17 protein-coding genes and 1 other RNA gene are annotated in these 17,238 nt (G+C 46.2%); 5 read left to right on the top strand and 13 right to left on the bottom strand.

Annotated elements, in window-relative coordinates; translation table 11 throughout:
- Positions 1-57: 57 nt before the first annotated feature.
- The 6 genes from ACIGBN_RS13815 to prfB all read right to left on the bottom strand — a co-directional run bounded on the left by ACIGBN_RS13815 (position 58) and on the right by prfB (position 7,043).
- On the bottom strand, positions 58-1,023 hold the full coding sequence (locus ACIGBN_RS13815) for a transposase (protein WP_396666077.1): 966 nt from the start codon (positions 1,021-1,023) through the stop codon (positions 58-60).
- Positions 1,024-1,186: 163 nt separating this feature from the next.
- The gene (locus ACIGBN_RS13820; RefSeq protein ID WP_396666079.1) at positions 1,187-1,738 is read right to left on the bottom strand and encodes a hypothetical protein; all 552 of its coding nucleotides are present in this window, start codon (positions 1,736-1,738) and stop codon (positions 1,187-1,189) included.
- An 89-nt stretch (positions 1,739-1,827) separates the two neighbouring features.
- Positions 1,828-2,634, bottom strand: a complete 807-nt coding sequence (locus ACIGBN_RS13825) for a hypothetical protein (protein ID WP_396666080.1) — start codon at positions 2,632-2,634, stop codon at positions 1,828-1,830.
- A 562-nt stretch (positions 2,635-3,196) separates the two neighbouring features.
- Complete coding sequence (hisC, locus tag ACIGBN_RS13830) at positions 3,197-4,264, bottom strand: histidinol-phosphate transaminase (protein WP_396666082.1); 1,068 nt, start codon at positions 4,262-4,264, stop codon at positions 3,197-3,199.
- Positions 4,265-4,404: 140 nt separating this feature from the next.
- The gene (gene lysS / locus ACIGBN_RS13835) at positions 4,405-5,910 is read right to left on the bottom strand and encodes a lysine--tRNA ligase (RefSeq protein WP_396666084.1); all 1,506 of its coding nucleotides are present in this window, start codon (positions 5,908-5,910) and stop codon (positions 4,405-4,407) included.
- Between the two features lie 37 nt (positions 5,911-5,947).
- Positions 5,948-7,043, bottom strand: a protein-coding gene (gene prfB / locus ACIGBN_RS13840; protein WP_133004208.1) for a peptide chain release factor 2 whose coding sequence is annotated in 2 segments (ribosomal slippage) — positions 5,948-6,970 and positions 6,972-7,043 — 1,095 coding nt in all. Because the reading frame shifts where the segments join, the coding sequence is not laid out codon by codon here.
- Between the two features lie 145 nt (positions 7,044-7,188).
- Here prfB and ACIGBN_RS13845 point away from each other — a divergent pair.
- The 3 genes from ACIGBN_RS13845 to ACIGBN_RS13855 all read left to right on the top strand — a co-directional run bounded on the left by ACIGBN_RS13845 (position 7,189) and on the right by ACIGBN_RS13855 (position 8,388).
- Entirely contained in the window at positions 7,189-7,482 is a 294-nt protein-coding gene (locus ACIGBN_RS13845; RefSeq protein WP_133004209.1) for a cell division protein ZapA, read from the top strand.
- Between the two features lie 135 nt (positions 7,483-7,617).
- Positions 7,618-7,795: non-coding RNA, 6S RNA (gene ssrS, locus ACIGBN_RS13850), on the top strand.
- 5 nt (positions 7,796-7,800) lie between these two features.
- Positions 7,801-8,388, top strand: coding sequence for a 5-formyltetrahydrofolate cyclo-ligase (locus tag ACIGBN_RS13855; RefSeq protein WP_396666086.1), 588 nt, complete (start codon positions 7,801-7,803; stop codon positions 8,386-8,388).
- A 131-nt stretch (positions 8,389-8,519) separates the two neighbouring features.
- Here ACIGBN_RS13855 and traF read toward each other — a convergent pair whose 3' ends face one another.
- The 7 genes from traF to astE all read right to left on the bottom strand — a co-directional run bounded on the left by traF (position 8,520) and on the right by astE (position 15,628).
- Positions 8,520-9,824: a conjugal transfer protein TraF gene (traF, locus tag ACIGBN_RS13860; protein WP_396666088.1), complete on the bottom strand. Its 1,305-nt coding sequence runs from the start codon at positions 9,822-9,824 to the stop codon at positions 8,520-8,522.
- A gap of 252 nt (positions 9,825-10,076) precedes the next feature.
- Positions 10,077-10,853 (bottom strand): 3-deoxy-manno-octulosonate cytidylyltransferase, encoded by a 777-nt coding sequence (kdsB, locus tag ACIGBN_RS13865; protein ID WP_133004212.1) that lies wholly within the window; start codon positions 10,851-10,853, stop codon positions 10,077-10,079.
- On the bottom strand, positions 10,850-11,434 hold the full coding sequence (locus ACIGBN_RS13870) for an HAD family hydrolase (protein WP_133004213.1): 585 nt from the start codon (positions 11,432-11,434) through the stop codon (positions 10,850-10,852). Before ACIGBN_RS13870 ends, kdsB begins: the two co-directional genes overlap by 4 nt.
- 3 nt (positions 11,435-11,437) lie before the next feature.
- Positions 11,438-12,295 carry a 3-deoxy-8-phosphooctulonate synthase gene (gene kdsA / locus ACIGBN_RS13875; protein WP_133004214.1) on the bottom strand — a complete coding sequence of 286 codons (858 nt, stop codon included), beginning with the start codon at positions 12,293-12,295 and terminating at the stop codon, positions 11,438-11,440.
- A gap of 71 nt (positions 12,296-12,366) precedes the next feature.
- Positions 12,367-13,377 carry an SIS domain-containing protein gene (locus ACIGBN_RS13880; RefSeq protein WP_396666091.1) on the bottom strand — a complete coding sequence of 337 codons (1,011 nt, stop codon included), beginning with the start codon at positions 13,375-13,377 and terminating at the stop codon, positions 12,367-12,369.
- A gap of 116 nt (positions 13,378-13,493) precedes the next feature.
- On the bottom strand, positions 13,494-14,495 hold the full coding sequence (gene znuA / locus ACIGBN_RS13885) for a zinc ABC transporter substrate-binding protein ZnuA (RefSeq protein ID WP_396666093.1): 1,002 nt from the start codon (positions 14,493-14,495) through the stop codon (positions 13,494-13,496).
- A gap of 110 nt (positions 14,496-14,605) precedes the next feature.
- On the bottom strand, positions 14,606-15,628 hold the full coding sequence (gene astE / locus ACIGBN_RS13890) for a succinylglutamate desuccinylase (RefSeq protein WP_396666095.1): 1,023 nt from the start codon (positions 15,626-15,628) through the stop codon (positions 14,606-14,608).
- Between the two features lie 268 nt (positions 15,629-15,896).
- On the opposite strand from astE, the gene ACIGBN_RS13895 reads away from it, so the two are divergent.
- Together ACIGBN_RS13895 and ACIGBN_RS13900 are read left to right on the top strand one after the other, a co-directional pair.
- Positions 15,897-16,430 (top strand): NUDIX hydrolase, encoded by a 534-nt coding sequence (locus ACIGBN_RS13895; RefSeq protein ID WP_133004218.1) that lies wholly within the window; start codon positions 15,897-15,899, stop codon positions 16,428-16,430.
- A complete protein-coding gene (locus ACIGBN_RS13900; RefSeq protein WP_396666097.1) occupies positions 16,387-17,196 on the top strand; it encodes a DUF2927 domain-containing protein in 810 nt (269 codons plus the stop codon). The genes ACIGBN_RS13895 and ACIGBN_RS13900 overlap by 44 nt, the downstream gene beginning before the upstream one ends.
- Positions 17,197-17,238: the final 42 nt, after the last annotated feature.

Here is a 17,238-nt window from a genome sequence, read left to right on the forward strand (position 1 = left end):
CCCGTGGGGACACCTCAACAACAAGCTGATAAGCCGTGATTTAATCATTTTTTTCATTCAGGCGAGTAACTGAACACTCTTTCTATTGCACTTTCGCTGGTGTGATTCGCAGTATTGATCAATAGACAATTCTTGCCCGACAACACTCCCCGTTCTGACTTCAAATTCAGTAGCAATGCACAACCAGTTTTCAGAGGAGATATTTAATCGCTGTAGGATTGGAAGCAACGAGGCATCAATCGATCCTCTTTTGCCTTCTTTCACTATTCGCCCTGTCATGTCGATGAGTTCTAAGTAATCCACGAGTTTAAAAGGCAAGCCATTGGGCATATCTTGCCTCGGATTTCCAATAAAGGGACACAGAACTCTGGGCTGGCTGTTTTCTTTCACGGCAAGCACGCGCTTCTTAATACTGGTGAAATCGGAGCTTTCTGGAGTGTCACTAATACCCGACCTGACTGGATTTAAATCCACATAGGCCATGCAAGCGATCAGCGCCGCTTCGTCCAATAAAGCCTGGGATTTAAAGCGCCCTTCCCAGAAATGGCCTGTGCATTCATCCTCCAAATTCGCTCGCCGTGCAATCGGCTCGTTAAGTTCTTTCATGAACCAGCTTAAGTCTGTTAAGCGCTCTCGATAGGTTTCAGCGGCGGCTTCCGCGACTGAGACCACATAAGCAGGAAGCGTGCCGCCAAGCAAGTATTGCTGAGTAAAGGTCGTGCCTTTATGAAGCTTATGCCAGCGCTCTAACACCTCCACGACAGACCAGTTTTTCACAGTCTCTGAATCGATATGCAGCACAACATGAAGATGGTTGCTCATCACCGCATAGGCACACACATCGATCGAAAAGACACTGGCGAGGAACAGCAAACGGCGCTCGACCCAACTTCGTCGATGTTCGTAGCTCGCACCAGTAAATGGATCCTCACCGCACAAAAAAGCACGACGCACACATCGGGCCACGCAGTGGTAATAAGGGGTATCGTCTAAGCATACCTGCTGACTTCTGGGCATTGGCATAATCCCGTTCCTCTTCCTTGAGAAAACAAAAATTAAGTATAGAAGAAGTCTGAAAAATAAACCGAAAAGAGCGGTAAGCACCGTGGTTACTGGCTTTTTCGTATGCCTGTCTTGGAATGTCCCCCAAAGCAGCGGTTTATCCGCCGCCTTTGTTTGTTACATACTACCATCCAAATGGAATATTTATTAAATCTGAGAATGCCCATAAGACTGTACCAGTTTTAAGCATTGTGAATTCCCAGCCCCTAAGCTTTTTTGACCAGATATCAAACATCTCTTTGAGCCAAGCTTTTATAAATCCTTCTTTATCAAGACCTTCTAATTCACCACTCTCATAATCTTTCAAGTTTTCTAAGAATTCTATAGCGTCCTTTTCGTTAAAACCGGGTTTAATGCTTTCTAGTTCATCCTTTTTCTTATGTACAAAACCCGATGCCCATATTTCAAAAAGCTTTTCCTTACCTAAAAATTTAACCGTTTCTTCAAAACTCATGTTTCTAAGATCTAAATAGAAATCTTTATAGGCCATGGATATAGCGATCAATGTTACAACTGCCCCCGCTCTACCTAAGTGTGTAAAATCCTTAAATACGACAGCGACTACAAAACCAATAACAAGTACTAAGCTTGCAGCAATGATATATGCAATAAATTCTATAAAAAAATTAAAAACAGGAGAGTCTTTATCCAACTTCCATGTATCTTTATCTGACATTCTGACTCCATTATTTATGGCCACGATAACTTGGTATGTAACGCCCAAAGCAGCGCGCGCCGCTTTTTGGCGTCCGTTGCCTTTGCTTGTTAGAACATGCCTGCAATTTTACCCGCTAGCCCTGATATTATTGCAACTATTACCACTACAGACCACAACCAGTGATCCTTGATGTACTCAATAATTGCCTTTGGATGAATACCATATTGATCTTGCCATGTTGCATTAGTAATCAATGATCCATCGATCGTTCTTTCAAAAATATTTGACATACAGTCAACCTTTCTTAACGTGGAACGATGTAGTTGAACGTACTCACCCGCATCAAAGGCATCAGCTTCTTCTTTACCGTTCAGTGCATCTTTATCGGTAATTTTGTTTAATTCAACAATTGCAAGAAAACGACCAGCCGTACTGTGCCCCACATACTGCCTGCCAAATAGTGACACTAAAGCTCTAGCCAAATCAGTCTTTTTTTCATCTTGTATTTTGTGCGGCTCTCCGCCTAACGTTTGAAATCTGTGCTCTATTGCAGAAAACCCATACGCTCCATCGCGCATATTCCAGTGAACGAAATGAAAGGTTTGTCTATACTTTACAAATTCAAAGAACTCTTCAAGCATCTCTTTTTCAAGTTCATCATATCGCTCAGGTATGTCATCTATAGAAACCCCATTTCGCTCTGCAATTTTATGAACGGAGAAACTCTCTGTTTGAGCTGTTTTTAAATTTCTAACCGCTATAGATGTAACTCTAGGGGTTCTTCCATCCTTGATGTCATAAAATGATTCACAAGAATAGTGGATGAGCAAAACCTGATCTGATTTTTCATACAAGGAAACCAGCTCTTCTCTTGTCTCTTTCCGTTTCTTTATTCTTAGCAGCTCAGAGGCCATTCAGATTTCCTTGTATGTTCTAACAGCTTAATAGTGCGCATGCGCGTTTACACATTTTCAAACTTATTCAAATATTCTTATAAATCACTGAATTATAAAAAGTTTATGAACATACCCACAAAATTAAGAACTGGCTAAACGAGCGTGCGTGTTATCACTTTTATCCCCAGCCTATTATCTCAATACTATGAATACTTAATCATTGATCTTAAGGCGGTTTTTCATTTGATGCCAGTGTAAACGCGCAAAATATAGTCATTCAAAATGGCTAAATGAGCAAACAATAGACTTGTTTAAAAATAACCTTTCTACTTATTGGTTTTTTCTATCATGAATTGACTACGTAAATTTAGGCCATTAGAGTCTGGTTTTTGTGGTGAGGTAGCGATCAGAGAAGCAAGGCGAGTACCTAGAACAAGATCAAACGTTGTTTTCGATGAGGTAGGCGCTTGTTTTGAAGAGAAAGCTTCGAAGAGAAACACCGATTGACCTGGTGGCGGAATCCGTTAAACAAAAAAACCGCTGAAGATCAGCGGTTTGTCTTTGTTCACAGCTTAAGTACTTATGAAAGCAGGACTTTCAATGCATTGGTTAATGCGGCCATTTCAGCGTCTGTACCTATGGTGATGCGTAGGTAGTTGCCGATGCGTGGTTTGTTGCTACCAAAGAAGCGAACTAGGATGCCCTGCTCTTTTAAAGCGAGGTAAATTTGTTCGGCGTTTTTCTTTGGGTGTGTTGCGAAGACGAAGTTGGTCGCCGATGGCAAGACACTAAAGCCAAGTGCTTCTAGCTCTTTCACAGACTGCTCGCGTGTGGCGATGGTTTTGTCGCAGATTTCTTTTAGGTAGGTTTCGTCTTCTACCGCTGCGGTTGCGCCTGCTAAAGCAATTCGGTCGATTGGGTAGGAGTTGAAGGAGTTCTTCAGACGCTCTAGCCCTTCGATCAAGTCTGGGTGACCCAATGCATAGCCCACTCGAATTCCGGCCAAGGCGCGGGATTTCGATAACGTCTGTACCACCAATAAGTTCGGGTACTGGTTCACCAGTGTCGCGGCACTTTGTGCGCCGAAGTCGACGTAGGCTTCATCCACCAGCACAACCACATCTGGGTTGGCATTTAGAATCGCTTCAATATCCGATAGCGGTAAAGCTTTACCTGTAGGCGCATTCGGGTTGGTTACGACCACACCGGATACGTCTAGATTCTCGTAATCCGTCGGTACAATATTAAAATCATCGTCCAATGGAATCAGCTTAGGTTCGATGCTGTATAAACCCGCGTACACTTTATAAAAGCTGTAGGTGATATCAGCAAAGGCTAAAGGTTTGCCGCCCGCAAAATAGCCCATAAAAGCCAAGGCCAGTACTTCATCTGAACCGTTGCCGACAAACACTTGGTCTGTGTTTAGTTGGTAACTTTTAGCCAATGCTGCTTTTAGTGTCACACAGTTTGGATCAGGATAAAGACGTAAACGCTCACTTACTTGCTCTTGCATGGCAGCTAAGGCTTTAGGAGATGGCGCGTAAGGGCTTTCGTTGGTATTTAGCTTGATGTACTTTTTGTCTTGCGGTTGCTCACCTGGCACATAAGGGTCAAGAGAAGCGATTTTATCTGTCCAAAAACGACTCATGGAATGCTCCGTTACTTTTCTAAAAGACTTGCTAAAGGGGTCTGACCCCTTTTTGCTTGTTGCTAGGTACCCATAAAATAAGGCCTCAATTGAGGCCTTATAAACACATTACAAATTGTCAGTCACTGTCCGGCCTAGGATCAGTCCTGAGGCTTCATATGAGGGAACAACAATACGTCACGGATAGACGGCGCATCAGTGAACAACATCACCAAACGGTCGATACCGATACCTTCACCAGCGGTTGGTGGTAGGCCGTATTCTAGGGCGTTGATGTAGTCTGCATCGTAATGCATGGCTTCATCATCACCAGCGTCTTTCTCTGCCACTTGGCGTTTGAAGCGTTCAGCTTGGTCTTCTGGGTCGTTAAGTTCCGAGAAGCCGTTGGCGATTTCACGGCCACCTACGAAGAATTCAAAACGGTCTGTAATGAAGTCGTTGTCGTCGTTACGACGGGCAAGTGGTGATACTTCCGCAGGGTATTCTGTGATGAAAGTCGGCTGATCCAATTTGTGTTCAGCGGTTTCTTCAAAGATTTCCGTCCATAGCTTGCCAAGACCCCAAATCGGTTTCACATCGATTTTAAGAGATTGAGCCACAGCAGTCGCTTTTTCCAAGGTGCTGAGGTCGTCTGCGGTCAACGTTGGGTTGTAGTGCAGGATAGACTCAAGCATGGTCATGCGAACAAACGGCGCGCCAAAGTCGTATTCAGACCCTTGGTAGGTCACTTTAGTGGTGTTCAACACTTTTTCAGCCACGGTGCGCAACATGTCTTCTGTTAGATCCATAAGATCTTTGTAGTCGGCGTACGCTTGGTAGAATTCGATCATGGTGAATTCTGGATTATGGCGAGTCGAGGTTCCTTCGTTACGGAAGTTACGGTTGATCTCGAACACACGCTCAAAGCCACCCACAACCAAACGCTTCAAGTAAAGCTCAGGGGCGATACGCAAGTACATGCTCATGTCCATGGCATTGTGATGCGTCACGAAAGGACGCGCCGTCGCACCACCAGGAATGGTTTGCAGCATTGGCGTTTCTACTTCCATAAAACGACGATCTTCTAGGAAGCGACGAATCGTAGAAATGATTTTTGAGCGCATTTGGAAAGTATCACGAGAGTCTTCATTCACGATCAAATCAACGTAGCGCTGGCGGTAACGCATTTCCATGTCAGACAAACCGTGGTGTTTATCTGGCAATGGTCGCAAGGATTTGGTTAGCAATTGCGCTTCGTGCATGTCGATGTACAAGTCGCCTTTACCTGACTTGTGAACAGGACCAGAGATACCAATGATATCACCCAAATCCCATGTTTTTTGTTCAGCAAGCAATTCAGGGCTCAATACTTTGCGGTTGATGTAGGCTTGAATCTGACCAGACATGTCTTGTAGCAACATGAAAGCGCCACGGTTACGAACGATACGACCGGCGATGCTAACCACGTGGTTCTTTTCTTCTAATGCTGGCTTTTCAATCTCACCAAATTCTGCTTGCAAGTCTGCCGCGTACGCATTGCGACGGAACGCATTAGGGAAGGCATTACGCTGTTCACGGATTGCCGCCAATTTACCGCGACGTTCTGCCACTAAACGGTTGTCTTCAGATTGTGCTGTGGATTCTGTGCTGTTTGCTTCGTTAGCCATGATTTGCTATCTACTCTTTAAAATGGGTTCTGGCGCTTTACAGGCCTTGTTTTAAGCTTGCGACGATAAATTGATCTAGGTTGCCATCCAACACGGCGCCCGTGTTTGAGGATTCCACACCGGTGCGCAAATCTTTAATACGTGACGCATCGAGAACATAGGAGCGAATCTGGCTGCCCCAACCAATATCGGATTTACTGTCTTCCACTGCTTGCGCGGCTTCGTTACGTTTCAGCATTTCAAACTCGTACAATTTGGCACGAAGTTGTTTCATGGCGAAATCACGGTTAGCGTGCTGCGAGCGCTGGTTTTGACATTGCACAACGATACCCGTTGGTACGTGAGTAATACGTACAGCGGAATCTGTGGTGTTTACGTGCTGACCACCCGCACCAGATGAACGGTAGGTGTCGGTGCGAATATCGGCAGGATTGATCTCGATATCCACATTGTCGTCCACTTCTGGAGACACAAACACAGACGCAAAGGAAGTATGTCGGCGGTTCCCTGAGTCAAACGGTGACTTACGCACTAGACGGTGAACACCGGTTTCAGTGCGCAACCAACCAAACGCGTATTCGCCTTCAAAGCGAATCGTTGCCGATTTAATACCTGCCACATCACCGGCAGACACTTCCATCAACTCGACTTTAAAGCCCTTGTCTTCACCCCAGCGTAAGTACATGCGCAATAGGATATTGGCCCAATCTTGTGCTTCGGTACCACCAGAGCCAGATTGAATATCAAGGAAAGCGCTGCTTTCGTCCATTTCCTTGGAAAACATACGACGAAACTCAAGCTTGGCCAACAGATCTTCAAGGTCTGCTAATTCCAGCTTCACCGCTTCCACGGATTCTTCATCGTCTTCTTCTACGGCAAGGTCCAAAAGCTCTTTGGCATCTTCTAAACCGCTTTCCATACTCTCTAGAGTATCGACCACTGCTTCTAGAGCAGAGCGTTCTTTACCTAGTTTTTGAGCATAATCTGGGTCATTCCAGACATCAGGATCTTCAAGTTCTCGGTTGACTTCTTCTAGGCGCTCTTTCTTTGACTCGTAGTCAAAGATACCCCCGAAGGGTTAAAGCACGTTCAGACAGGTCTTTTATCTTAGAAAGTATCGGGTTGATTTCCATATTGGCGTCAATTTGCTATAAACAGTGTGGATAAAGTTAATCCGGAATTGTAACGAATTTACCCGCAGCATAAAATGCCATTCGCTACCTAATGATGGAAAAACAGACCATTTTTTTGTGGGCCTTGCTATCAACTGGAGTCTATATGGATAAGCCAACCGTTTCAGTCAACATTCTGGGACAAACATTTAAGATAAATTGCCCTAAAGGGCATGAGGCGGATTTGAAAGAAGCCGCTGAATACCTCAACAATCAAATGCGGGAAATCAAAGCCGGTGGAAAAGTCATCGGTCTTGAAAAAATTGCCGTATTGGCTGCGTTGAATATTACTCACGATATGCTTTCTGGGCAAAAATACGCACGAGCGAACGAGCAACAATTGCGAGAACTGACTTCGCAGCTGGATGCCGCGTTAACACATCAAACAAAAGCCGGTTAAACAATAACCTAAGCCGTTTATTCTTTAACCTGTTTTTTGTTGATGCAAGCTCGCAACACGAATTTTCTTCATACAACCCAGAAAACATCAGGGAAGTAAGGGTGATTTCTCAGAAGAGTTACTCTATACTGCGCTTGTTTCCTGGGTTGTTCGAAGCGGCTTAACGCCCTTGAGCCTATGAGTAATACCCCGGAAGGAGACTGTGAGTTTGGTGTGCATGTCCGTGCGTCGGAAAGCCTAAAAAACTTCAGATCCCTCCACCTTGAACCACTGGGTTCAAGGCCAATAGTCGAAACGGCAACTTGGGAAACTCTTTTTATGCCTTCTCCATCCAGTTCTAGAGAAATACTCAGACGTCAACTTCGTCAAACCAGACGACACCTATCCAATGAAGAACAAGCACTTGCTGCTGAGCAACTTATGACTCAGTTCGTTTCAAGTCCTTTATCCAATACGTTAACTCAAAACACTCGCGTTGCCCTTTACCTAAGCAACGACGGGGAAATCTCGCCGGATTCTTTATGCGAATACCTTTGGCAACATGACGTTGACCTTTACTTGCCCGTTCTAGATGGCAAAGCGCTCAGATTTGCACGCTATACATCTACCTCAAAATGGGCCGAAAATCGCTTTGGCATTAAAGAGCCTGTCGCTTCAGAAACAATCGATGGCCTTGAGCTGGATGCGGTCTTTTTACCCTTGGTCGGCTTTGATATCGAAGGTGGCCGCTTAGGCATGGGGGGTGGTTTTTATGATCGTACTTTCGAGCACAAGCAAGCCAATCAACCCCCTATTCTGATTGGTCTGGCCCACGATTGCCAAGAAGTGGCTAAACTGCCGATCGAAAGCTGGGATGTGCCATTGGATAACATACTGACGCCTTCAACCTTCATTCAGCTCACCTGATTGAGACCCTCACAAGAGGCTCACGAATACAGAAAAGGCCGATATGAGATCATCGTATCGGCCTTTTTACTGTTTACTCTTTTTGCTACTTCTATTGCTCGGCTTACTTATGCTCTGCCGTTTAACACGCCTTAAAACGCCATGTCATACCCTACCGACAAGGCCATGCTACGTGGCAACACACTGTCTCCTTCGATCTTTTGTAGGCCATAAGCAAGGTCTACATTTAAACGTCGGAATAAGGTCAGTCCAGCGGTGACATAACTTAACTGGGTCCCGGCAAAATTCTCCCGATACCCTACTCGAAGCCCTGGCGACAAGACTGAATCACTAAAGTAGGCTAGCGACACAACGCCCCATTGGTAATCATCACCGACTGGGTCTTTAACGCCGTTCACATCGTACGAAGCCGCTAAAATCCACTGACGGTTACGAGAAGTAATCGCGCCATCAATGGTGCCTTGCGCTTCCATTTTATAGGTGTCAGACAAGGACAATTTACCGTCACTCGCTAACGCATTGGCCGCATTGCAACTGGTCAGAGAAGAGCCCGATAACCCAGAACAATTCCCTAGGTCGCCAAAATCAAAGGTTGGCTGATTAATATTCGCCAACGTCACCCCAAGCTGATACTGATGGCTCACCCAAATCGCGCCAAGGTCAATACCCACGCCCGATGACGCCTTTTTGCCAGCGGTTAAGGAATCAATAAAAACCTCTTCTGCGTCGTCACTTTCATCGCTTAAGACCGCCAACGAGCGGCCTAACGAGATCCGATGTACATTGGCTTTAACACCACCAATCAATTCGCCCACTGGGGTTCTTATCACCATTTGGCTATAACCTAATCCCACCCGCACATCGGTTGCCGACGCAACATAAAGTGCGCTGTTTGAATTCAGTTCATAATCTGAGCCCGATCCTGTAACGCTGATGTCATCGGACAAGATATTGGCTTTACCGACAAAAGACGCACTGGCGTCCAACATAAAGGCGCCTCGTGTTCGCGTTTTATAAATAATCGGCATAAAAGGCACTTGAGTACTGCCAGACAACTTTACATAGGCGCTCTCAGACAAATCACTCAGAATCGAGTTTGCATCGTCTACAGCGGCATTGGCTTCTGCCGAAGAGGCGTAATCTGTCTTCTCCAAAATATCCGCCAGATCATCCACTCGATCGCTGAAATCATCCACTTTCCCCACTTCGTAAGACACTCCGATGGGGCCTAAAAAGCCCGCTCGCCAGCTTTTTCCAGCTGACGTACTTGCCATCACATAGGGAGCCGCAGGGTTCGCCAGCGACGTGGATAAAGCACGAGGATTCACTACGCCGCTTAACGTATAGCTAGAACCAACCGGCAGATAGACCGGCATGGCGGCCATTACAGAGCCGCTAAATAAACACAGCGCAGACAGAGTCAAAGATGTCTTCATGTTGTCACCAAGCCTTCCTTTGGAAAAATGTGCAAAACCGAATCATGAGCATTCATAATATAGAAGAAAATATGAACATCAACTGACACTGTATTGACACAGTTATAATGGCGTAAGACTCAACCATTTAGGCACAAAAAAACCGCTTAACGCGCAGTGGCATTAAGCGGTTTTAGCAAGGCACAAGAAGCGGCGGCGCTCTCTTCAAAATGGCCTTTAAAAAGAGCGATGACAACACACCATTAAAAAACGCTATGGCAATAAACGGCGTAATGCCTCTAGATCTTCTTCGGTATCGACCCCGTGTGGCGGCAAACCATCGGCTTTGGCCACTTGAACCTTAATACCTTGATGCAAGAAGCGCAGTTGCTCTAGTTTTTCCCATTGCTCTAGTGGCGACATAGGCAAGCTGGCGTACTTGGCTAATAAGCTAGCGCGATACACGTACAAGCCGATATGACGCAACGCTGGAAAATCAGCAGGCAACGGCTGGTGTTCAGCACGAGCCATAAAGCCATTTCGATCCCAAGGCATTGGAGCACGGCTAAAATACAAAGCACGCTGTTTTTCATCGCAGACAACTTTCACCACGTTAGGGTTAAACAGTTCATCGGCGTCGTCAATGCCACACGCGATGGTGGCCATTTCAGATTCCGCGTCATCGGCCAATGCTTTGACAGTCGCATGGATCAAGGCCACCGGTAAAAACGGCTCATCGCCTTGCACATTGACGATAATCTCGTCTTGTTGCCAGCCCATAATAGACGCGACTTCGGCCAATCGTTCGGTGCCATTTTCATGGTCATCACGCGTCATCACCACAGGCGCGCCAAAGCCTTTGGCGGCGCTCTCAATCACCTGATGGTCCGTGGCGATAGTGACCGATTTTGCCCCTGCGTGAAGCGCAAGTTCATACACCCACTGCAAAACAGGCTTGCCACCTAGATCAGCCATCAATTTTTGCGGAAAGCGTTGAGACGCATAGCGCGCAGGAATCACGATGTGAAAGTCAGGTAAAGATACACTCATTTTTTCTCGAACTCCGGTTTTTGAGCCAATGCGTACGCGTCTTCTAATGCCATTCGTGTTGCTAAAATCACATCCGCTACTTCTCTTGCTACGCCCTGTCCTGCCGATTTATTCAAGGTGAAATGACAATGACGTTTCACCAAAACATGGGCATCGCTTGGGCAGAAAGACACGCCGACTTTAGGCATCACTTGCAGATCAATGACATCGTCTCCCACATAAGCGCAGTGCTTAGGGGATATTTGCAATGTGTCGACCAGCTCATCAAAGGCCGCGGCTTTATCATGACAGCCTGGGTAAAAGTGTTTCACCCCTAGATCCTCCATGCGACGGCGCAGTGGCGCGGAATCTTTGGCGGTAATCACAGCGACCGTTACTCCCCATTTAGGCAGCAACTTCATCGCTACGCCGTCTTTGACGTTAAAGCGTTTCACTTCTTCACCGGCGGCGGAATACAGCAAACCGCCATCGGTTAATACACCATCCACATCAAAGACCACCAGCTTAAGTTCCGCCAGCTTGTTTTGAAGCGCGTCTGCGGCCATTAACGAGGGATAAGACGCAAGAAAATCCACATCCATTGGTTAAGCGCTCGTGTCTAGCGTTTCAAACGTTTTCACCAACTCATCAAGCTGTTTCATTTGCTTCAAGAAAGGCGCTAATTTGCCTAATGGCAAAGCACAAGGACCATCGCATTTTGCGTTATCTGGGTCTGGATGCGTTTCCAAGAACAAGCTAGACAAACCAAGCGACATGCCCGCACGAGCAAGCTCAGTGACTTGTGCACGACGACCATCGGCCGAATCAGAGCGACCGCCTGGACGCTGCAAAGAATGCGTCACATCAAACATGACTGGGTATTCGAATTTTTTCATTTCGCCAAAGCCCAACATATCCACAACCAGGTTGTTGTAGCCCATCATGGTGCCGCGCTCACACAACATTAGGTTGTGGTTGCCCGCTTCTTCGCACTTGGTCAAAATATGCTTCATTTCGTGCGGCGCAAGAAACTGTGCTTTTTTAATGTTAATCACAGCGCCAGTTTGTGCCATCGCCACAACAAGATCGGTCTGACGAGAAAGGAAAGCCGGCAATTGGATCACGTCCGCCACTTCTGCAACCGGCGCACATTGGTATTCTTCATGCACATCGGTGATCACTGGCACACCAAAAGTGTCTTTGATTTCTTGTAGAATTTTTAACCCTTCTTCCATGCCAGGACCACGGAAAGAGTTGATAGACGAGCGGTTGGCTTTATCAAAAGAGCCTTTAAACACGTACGGAATACCCAATGCTTGAGTCACTTTAACGTGCTCTTCGGCCACCTTCATCGCCAAGTCACGAGACTCCAATACATTGACGCCACTGAAAAGAACAAAAGGAAGGTGGTTCGCGACTTCAATGTTGTCGCCAATTTTGATGATTTTGCTACCGTGAGACATGCGTCACTCCAGTTAATAGGTTGATTGTGCGCTCCATCTTTTTTCTAAGAAGCGCTAAGTAAGTCATCTGCTTATCGATCGTAAATTTCTAACACGCCCGTCAATGCATTTTCATTATCTGTGACCACTAACAAGGTGATCTTGTCGCGTAGCATCTGCTCTTCTGCTTCCACTATCATGACATTTTCATTGATGGTTTTTGGGTTTGGTGTCATTAATTCCGACATCTTTTTGTCGATCATACCCACGCTGTCTTTCAGCATGGCACGACGTAAATCACCATCGGTAAAAATGCCCAGCAGCTGACCTTTCTCCTGAATCAAGACCACCCCCATACGCCCATGAGTCATCACAGTAATGGCCTCTTTTAATGAGGCATCAGAGGTACAGACTGGCAAGTTTTTGCTGTGCATCAGGTCTTTAACACGGGTCAGCAGTTTACGACCTAAGCTGCCACCTGGGTGGAAACGAGCGAAGTCTTGCGGTTGAAAATGTCGGCACTCCATTAAAGCCACGGCCAGCGCGTCCCCCATGGCAGTGGTCATAGTGGTCGATGTGGTAGGCGCCAGATTATTAGGGCAAACTTCACGATCCACCGAGATATCCAACACGCAATCACAATGTTTGGCGAGCGAAGAGTTCATGTTGCCGACGATGGCAATGCTGGGGTTACCAAAATTTTTGAGCGACGGCAGTAAACGCATCAGCTCTTCGGTTTCACCAGAATAGCTGATTAAAATAAGCGTATCTTGAGCTTGGATCATACCCAGGTCGCCATGAAAGGCTTCGCCTGGGTGAAGGAAAAAACTTGGCGTTCCCGTTGAAGCCAAAGTCGCGGCGATCTTTTTACCAATCAGACCAGATTTGCCCATACCACAAATAATGGTACGGCCTTCGCTCGCGAGTATCATGCGGACCGCTTTAGCGAACTCTTCCGTCACTTGATTAGCAAGGCTAGCTAGGGCTTTAGCTTGTGTCGAAAGGGTATTTCGGGCACTTTCAATGAGCGCATCAGAGTGAAGACCCTGAGCAGTTGAAGGAGCAGGAATAGAAGATGGACTAGTAGAAGACGGATCGCTCATAAGACATCTCTGAATAATTAAGTGAAATGATTATACAGAGGTCAAAGCAGGTCGCCTACTGCAGAGCGAACTTTCCCGCTCACTCTGCAGTGACTCAACCGCTGTACGCTAGCAATTTAGCGTAGGCAGCTCATAAATTGACCACTTACTTCAGATAAGAAGGCAAGGTAGGCACCACGATTAATTGTGATATCGGTCCCTAGTGGGTCTAAAGGAACCGAATTCACCTTGCTGCCGTCCAACAAGGTTTTGACGATCGCAGGGCTAAACTGTGGCTCACTAAACACACACTGCACTTTATTGTGATTAATCATTTCACGGATTTCGGCGATTTTCTTCGCACCAGGTTTGCGCTCAGGACTCACCGTCACTTCGCCAACATGATCCAAACCGTAATGCTGTTCAAAGTAGCCATAGCCATCGTGAAAAACAATATAAGGCACGTCTTTAACGGTCGATAAAGACGCTTTCAGTTCGGCGTCTTTAAGCGCTAGGCCTTTTTCAAAATCGGCTAGATTATGCTGATAAACACTGGCGTTCTCAGGGTCTAACAAGACCAAACGTTGCGCTACCGCAACCGCCAATACTTTCGCGTTGTCTGGGGATAACCACACATGAGGGTTCACACCATCGTGGTGATGACCTTCATGAGCTTCATGCTCCTCGTGATCTTCATCATGATCTGCGTGCTCGTTATGATGGTCGTCATGATCCGCGTGGTCTTCATGATGTTCGTCGTGGTCATCGTGATCCGCATGGTCGTCGTGATCGGCATGATCTTTTGAAAACTCTTGGAGGGTCATGCCTTTAAGCGCTAACCATTCAATCGACGAATCTTCTTTACCCGCATTTTCGAGTGGTTTTTCTAAAAAACGCTCTAGCGCCTCACCCACCCAAACAACGGTATCGGCTTGATCTATTTTGCGAAGATCAGACGGGCGCAGAGCAAAATCGTGAGGAGAAGCGGTGCTAGAGACAATTTGTTCAATCTTAGCGTGATCGCCAGCGATGGCAGCCACCACCATAGAAACAGGCTTAATACTGGTGACAATAACCGGCTTAGCAAACAGAACCGGTGATAATACGGACGCACCCAAGGCAACTAACAACTTATTCATTATCGTTAAACCACTCTCTTAATAAATGTTATAACGTAACAATATAAAATTACCGCGCAACTTTCAAGCCCGCATTTAGCAAGCTTGTCGAAAATTACGTCCTAGATGGGTTACTTAAGCGTTAAAGCGCTCAACGAAATTGGGCGAACTACTAACCCTGCGCGCTGCCCTATCGGCACATTCGCGTTTGGAAAGATAATGGCGTCGCCACTGGCTTTCACCAGATATTGACTCTGTGAAGAGCGCGCTAATTCATACCCTTTCTCAAACCCGGTAAAGTTTTTCACGTCGTCGGAGATAGTTAGTTGATAATCATCGTGATCTTTTACTAACGCATCCTGCACCGCAAAGAGTTTTAAGCTGTCATCTATTTGTTGGTGATCTAAAACAGGAAATTTGGCTGTGCTAATCAGCGACATTAGAGTCTGGTTAATCGCCTCAAATCGAGACAAGTCATTCTCACCAAAAGGGTAGACTTTACCGAGTTCTACCGTAAATCCATGGGCGCCATGTTCGGCTGAAGAGTAATAAGAAAAGGTTGTGGTTGGCTGATGTGACAACAAAACAGCGTCGATGCCAGACGCCGCTAAAAAGCCCAGCTGTTGTTGATCATAAGGCGCATCGCCAATAAATGGGTGAACTACAAATTTTTCGTATTCAGAGCCGCGAATTGCAGTATGCAAATCATAATGAAAACGCTGACTGCCTTCTTTGCTGGCGGCGTAAAACGTTGTCACCGCTTGCTCTAAGCATTGCGCCCGTGGCACTTCAATGCCCTCATAATGACGCCATGCACCGCTAAACAGTCGATTTAGATTTACATCGCAAAAGCGCTCTGCTCGATTAGCCGCTATCGGGTTGCCAATGATCACTAACAGACGAACGCTTAAGGCTAAACGATCCTCAAAAATGGCCTTCAATAACTGATTGACCAATTCAATGGGCCCAGTTTCATTCCCATGAATACCCACTGAGAGTACGAGATTGATGTCAGTTGGGCACTTTGGTTCCAACCTTAACACCCCGGTTTCTTCGACAAAGCCCACCCCACTGGCAAACGCCACCTGAAAAGGCGCAAGCGATTCTGGGTGATTGAGCGTCAGGGCAAGAAAATCATTATCTGGGATCATCATAGTTTCCATTACAGCGATTTATTAAATGACAGCGGCTATGTTATGAGTGTGTGTGGCGCGCCAAACAGCCCCAGTACGGGCCTCATTATCATACCTTTTTTTCGCCGCGATATACCTTACTCGACTTTGTAAGGGAGAAGATAGAAAAGTTCTGGTCGCCTTTTGGATAACCCAGAAGGCAACAAGCCTTTTCTTTCACGATAAATGCCGATACCCTTTGTGCCATATTTCATTCCAGCTTCTTAGCTTGTTAACTTTCGAGACTTTTATGCCCACCGAAGAAATCATCACCCTAGTGGATAAACACAACACCGTCATTGGTGAAATTCCTCGTCGCTTGATGAACTTTGGTGAAGATTACCACCGGGTAACCTACATCCTAGTCTTTAATAACAATGGCAACTTGATCGTGCAAAAACGCACAGACAACAAGGCCTTTTGCCCAGGTTATTACGGTGTGTCGACTGGCGGTGTTGTCGACAGTGGCGAATCCTATTTGGAGTCAGCCCACCGTGAGCTACAAGAAGAACTGGGGGTGGATCTAACATTGACCTCACAAGGTGTTTTTTGCACCGAAGGCGAAGGGTTTAGAATCTGGGGGAAAATTTACACCTGCCATTATGATGAACAGCGAGACGGCGCATTGAGCTTGCAGGCAAAAGAAGTGGCATCGATTCATGAAATGAGTATAAATTACATACTAGAGAACACAGATAATTTGCTTTTTACGCCAGACTCTTTGGATGCCTTACGCCATTATGCCAACAAGCTTACTCAGCCGCTGCCAAGCGATCCTAGCTAGTTTTATACTTGCCTTAGCTCTCTTTAGCGGTCAGGCCAGCGCCCTAGAACGCTGGCAGACAGACGCCTACATACAGCAAAGTTTCATCAAAATCGCGCTGGAACGTGAGTACAAAGAATCCAAACACCCCAAGTTGATTCGCTGGGAAAAGCCCATCAAGGTGTATTTTAAAAGCGACATGGGCGATGCCACCTTGCAGCACGACCTCCTCGACGTACAAATCAAACATCTCGCCTATATCACCGGCCAACCTATCGAATTCACGACAAACCCCAAAGAGGCTGGCATCTTTATTATCTTCACCGCCTATAAGACCCTAGAAGACAAAGTCAGACGCTATATTGGTAACCCAGATAAAATCCGTAAAGCGATCAATGAAGCGGTCTGTTTAGGTAACTTTCGCCTCAATAAACGCTCCGAGATCACGCGAGCTGTGATCATCATCCCTGTGGACTACGCCAGAGAAAAAGCCCGTTTGCTCGATTGTGTGGTAGAAGAAATCACCCAAACACTGGGCTTGCCTAATGACTCTAACGATGTTTTCCCTTCTGTGTTCAATGATGTCAGCGTCGATACTTACTTAAGTCCATTGGATTATATTTTGCTCAAAGCACTGTATTCAAAGCACCTTACTCCAGGAATGACAGTGCCTCAGACCAAAGCGGCCTTTCCCAAAGTCCTCAAAGATCTGCACGCTTCTGGCGACATTGAAAACGCCGTCCAACGAGTTCAAATAAAAAGTTTACGACGTTATGTAGGCGACTAGTTAGGTTGCTGACGGCGCTTGTTCGCCATCCGTAACATTATC

This window comes from Marinomonas sp. NPDC078689, assembly GCF_044542435.1.
In the GTDB taxonomy this organism is placed as follows: Bacteria; Pseudomonadota; Gammaproteobacteria; order Pseudomonadales; family Marinomonadaceae; genus Marinomonas; species Marinomonas arenicola.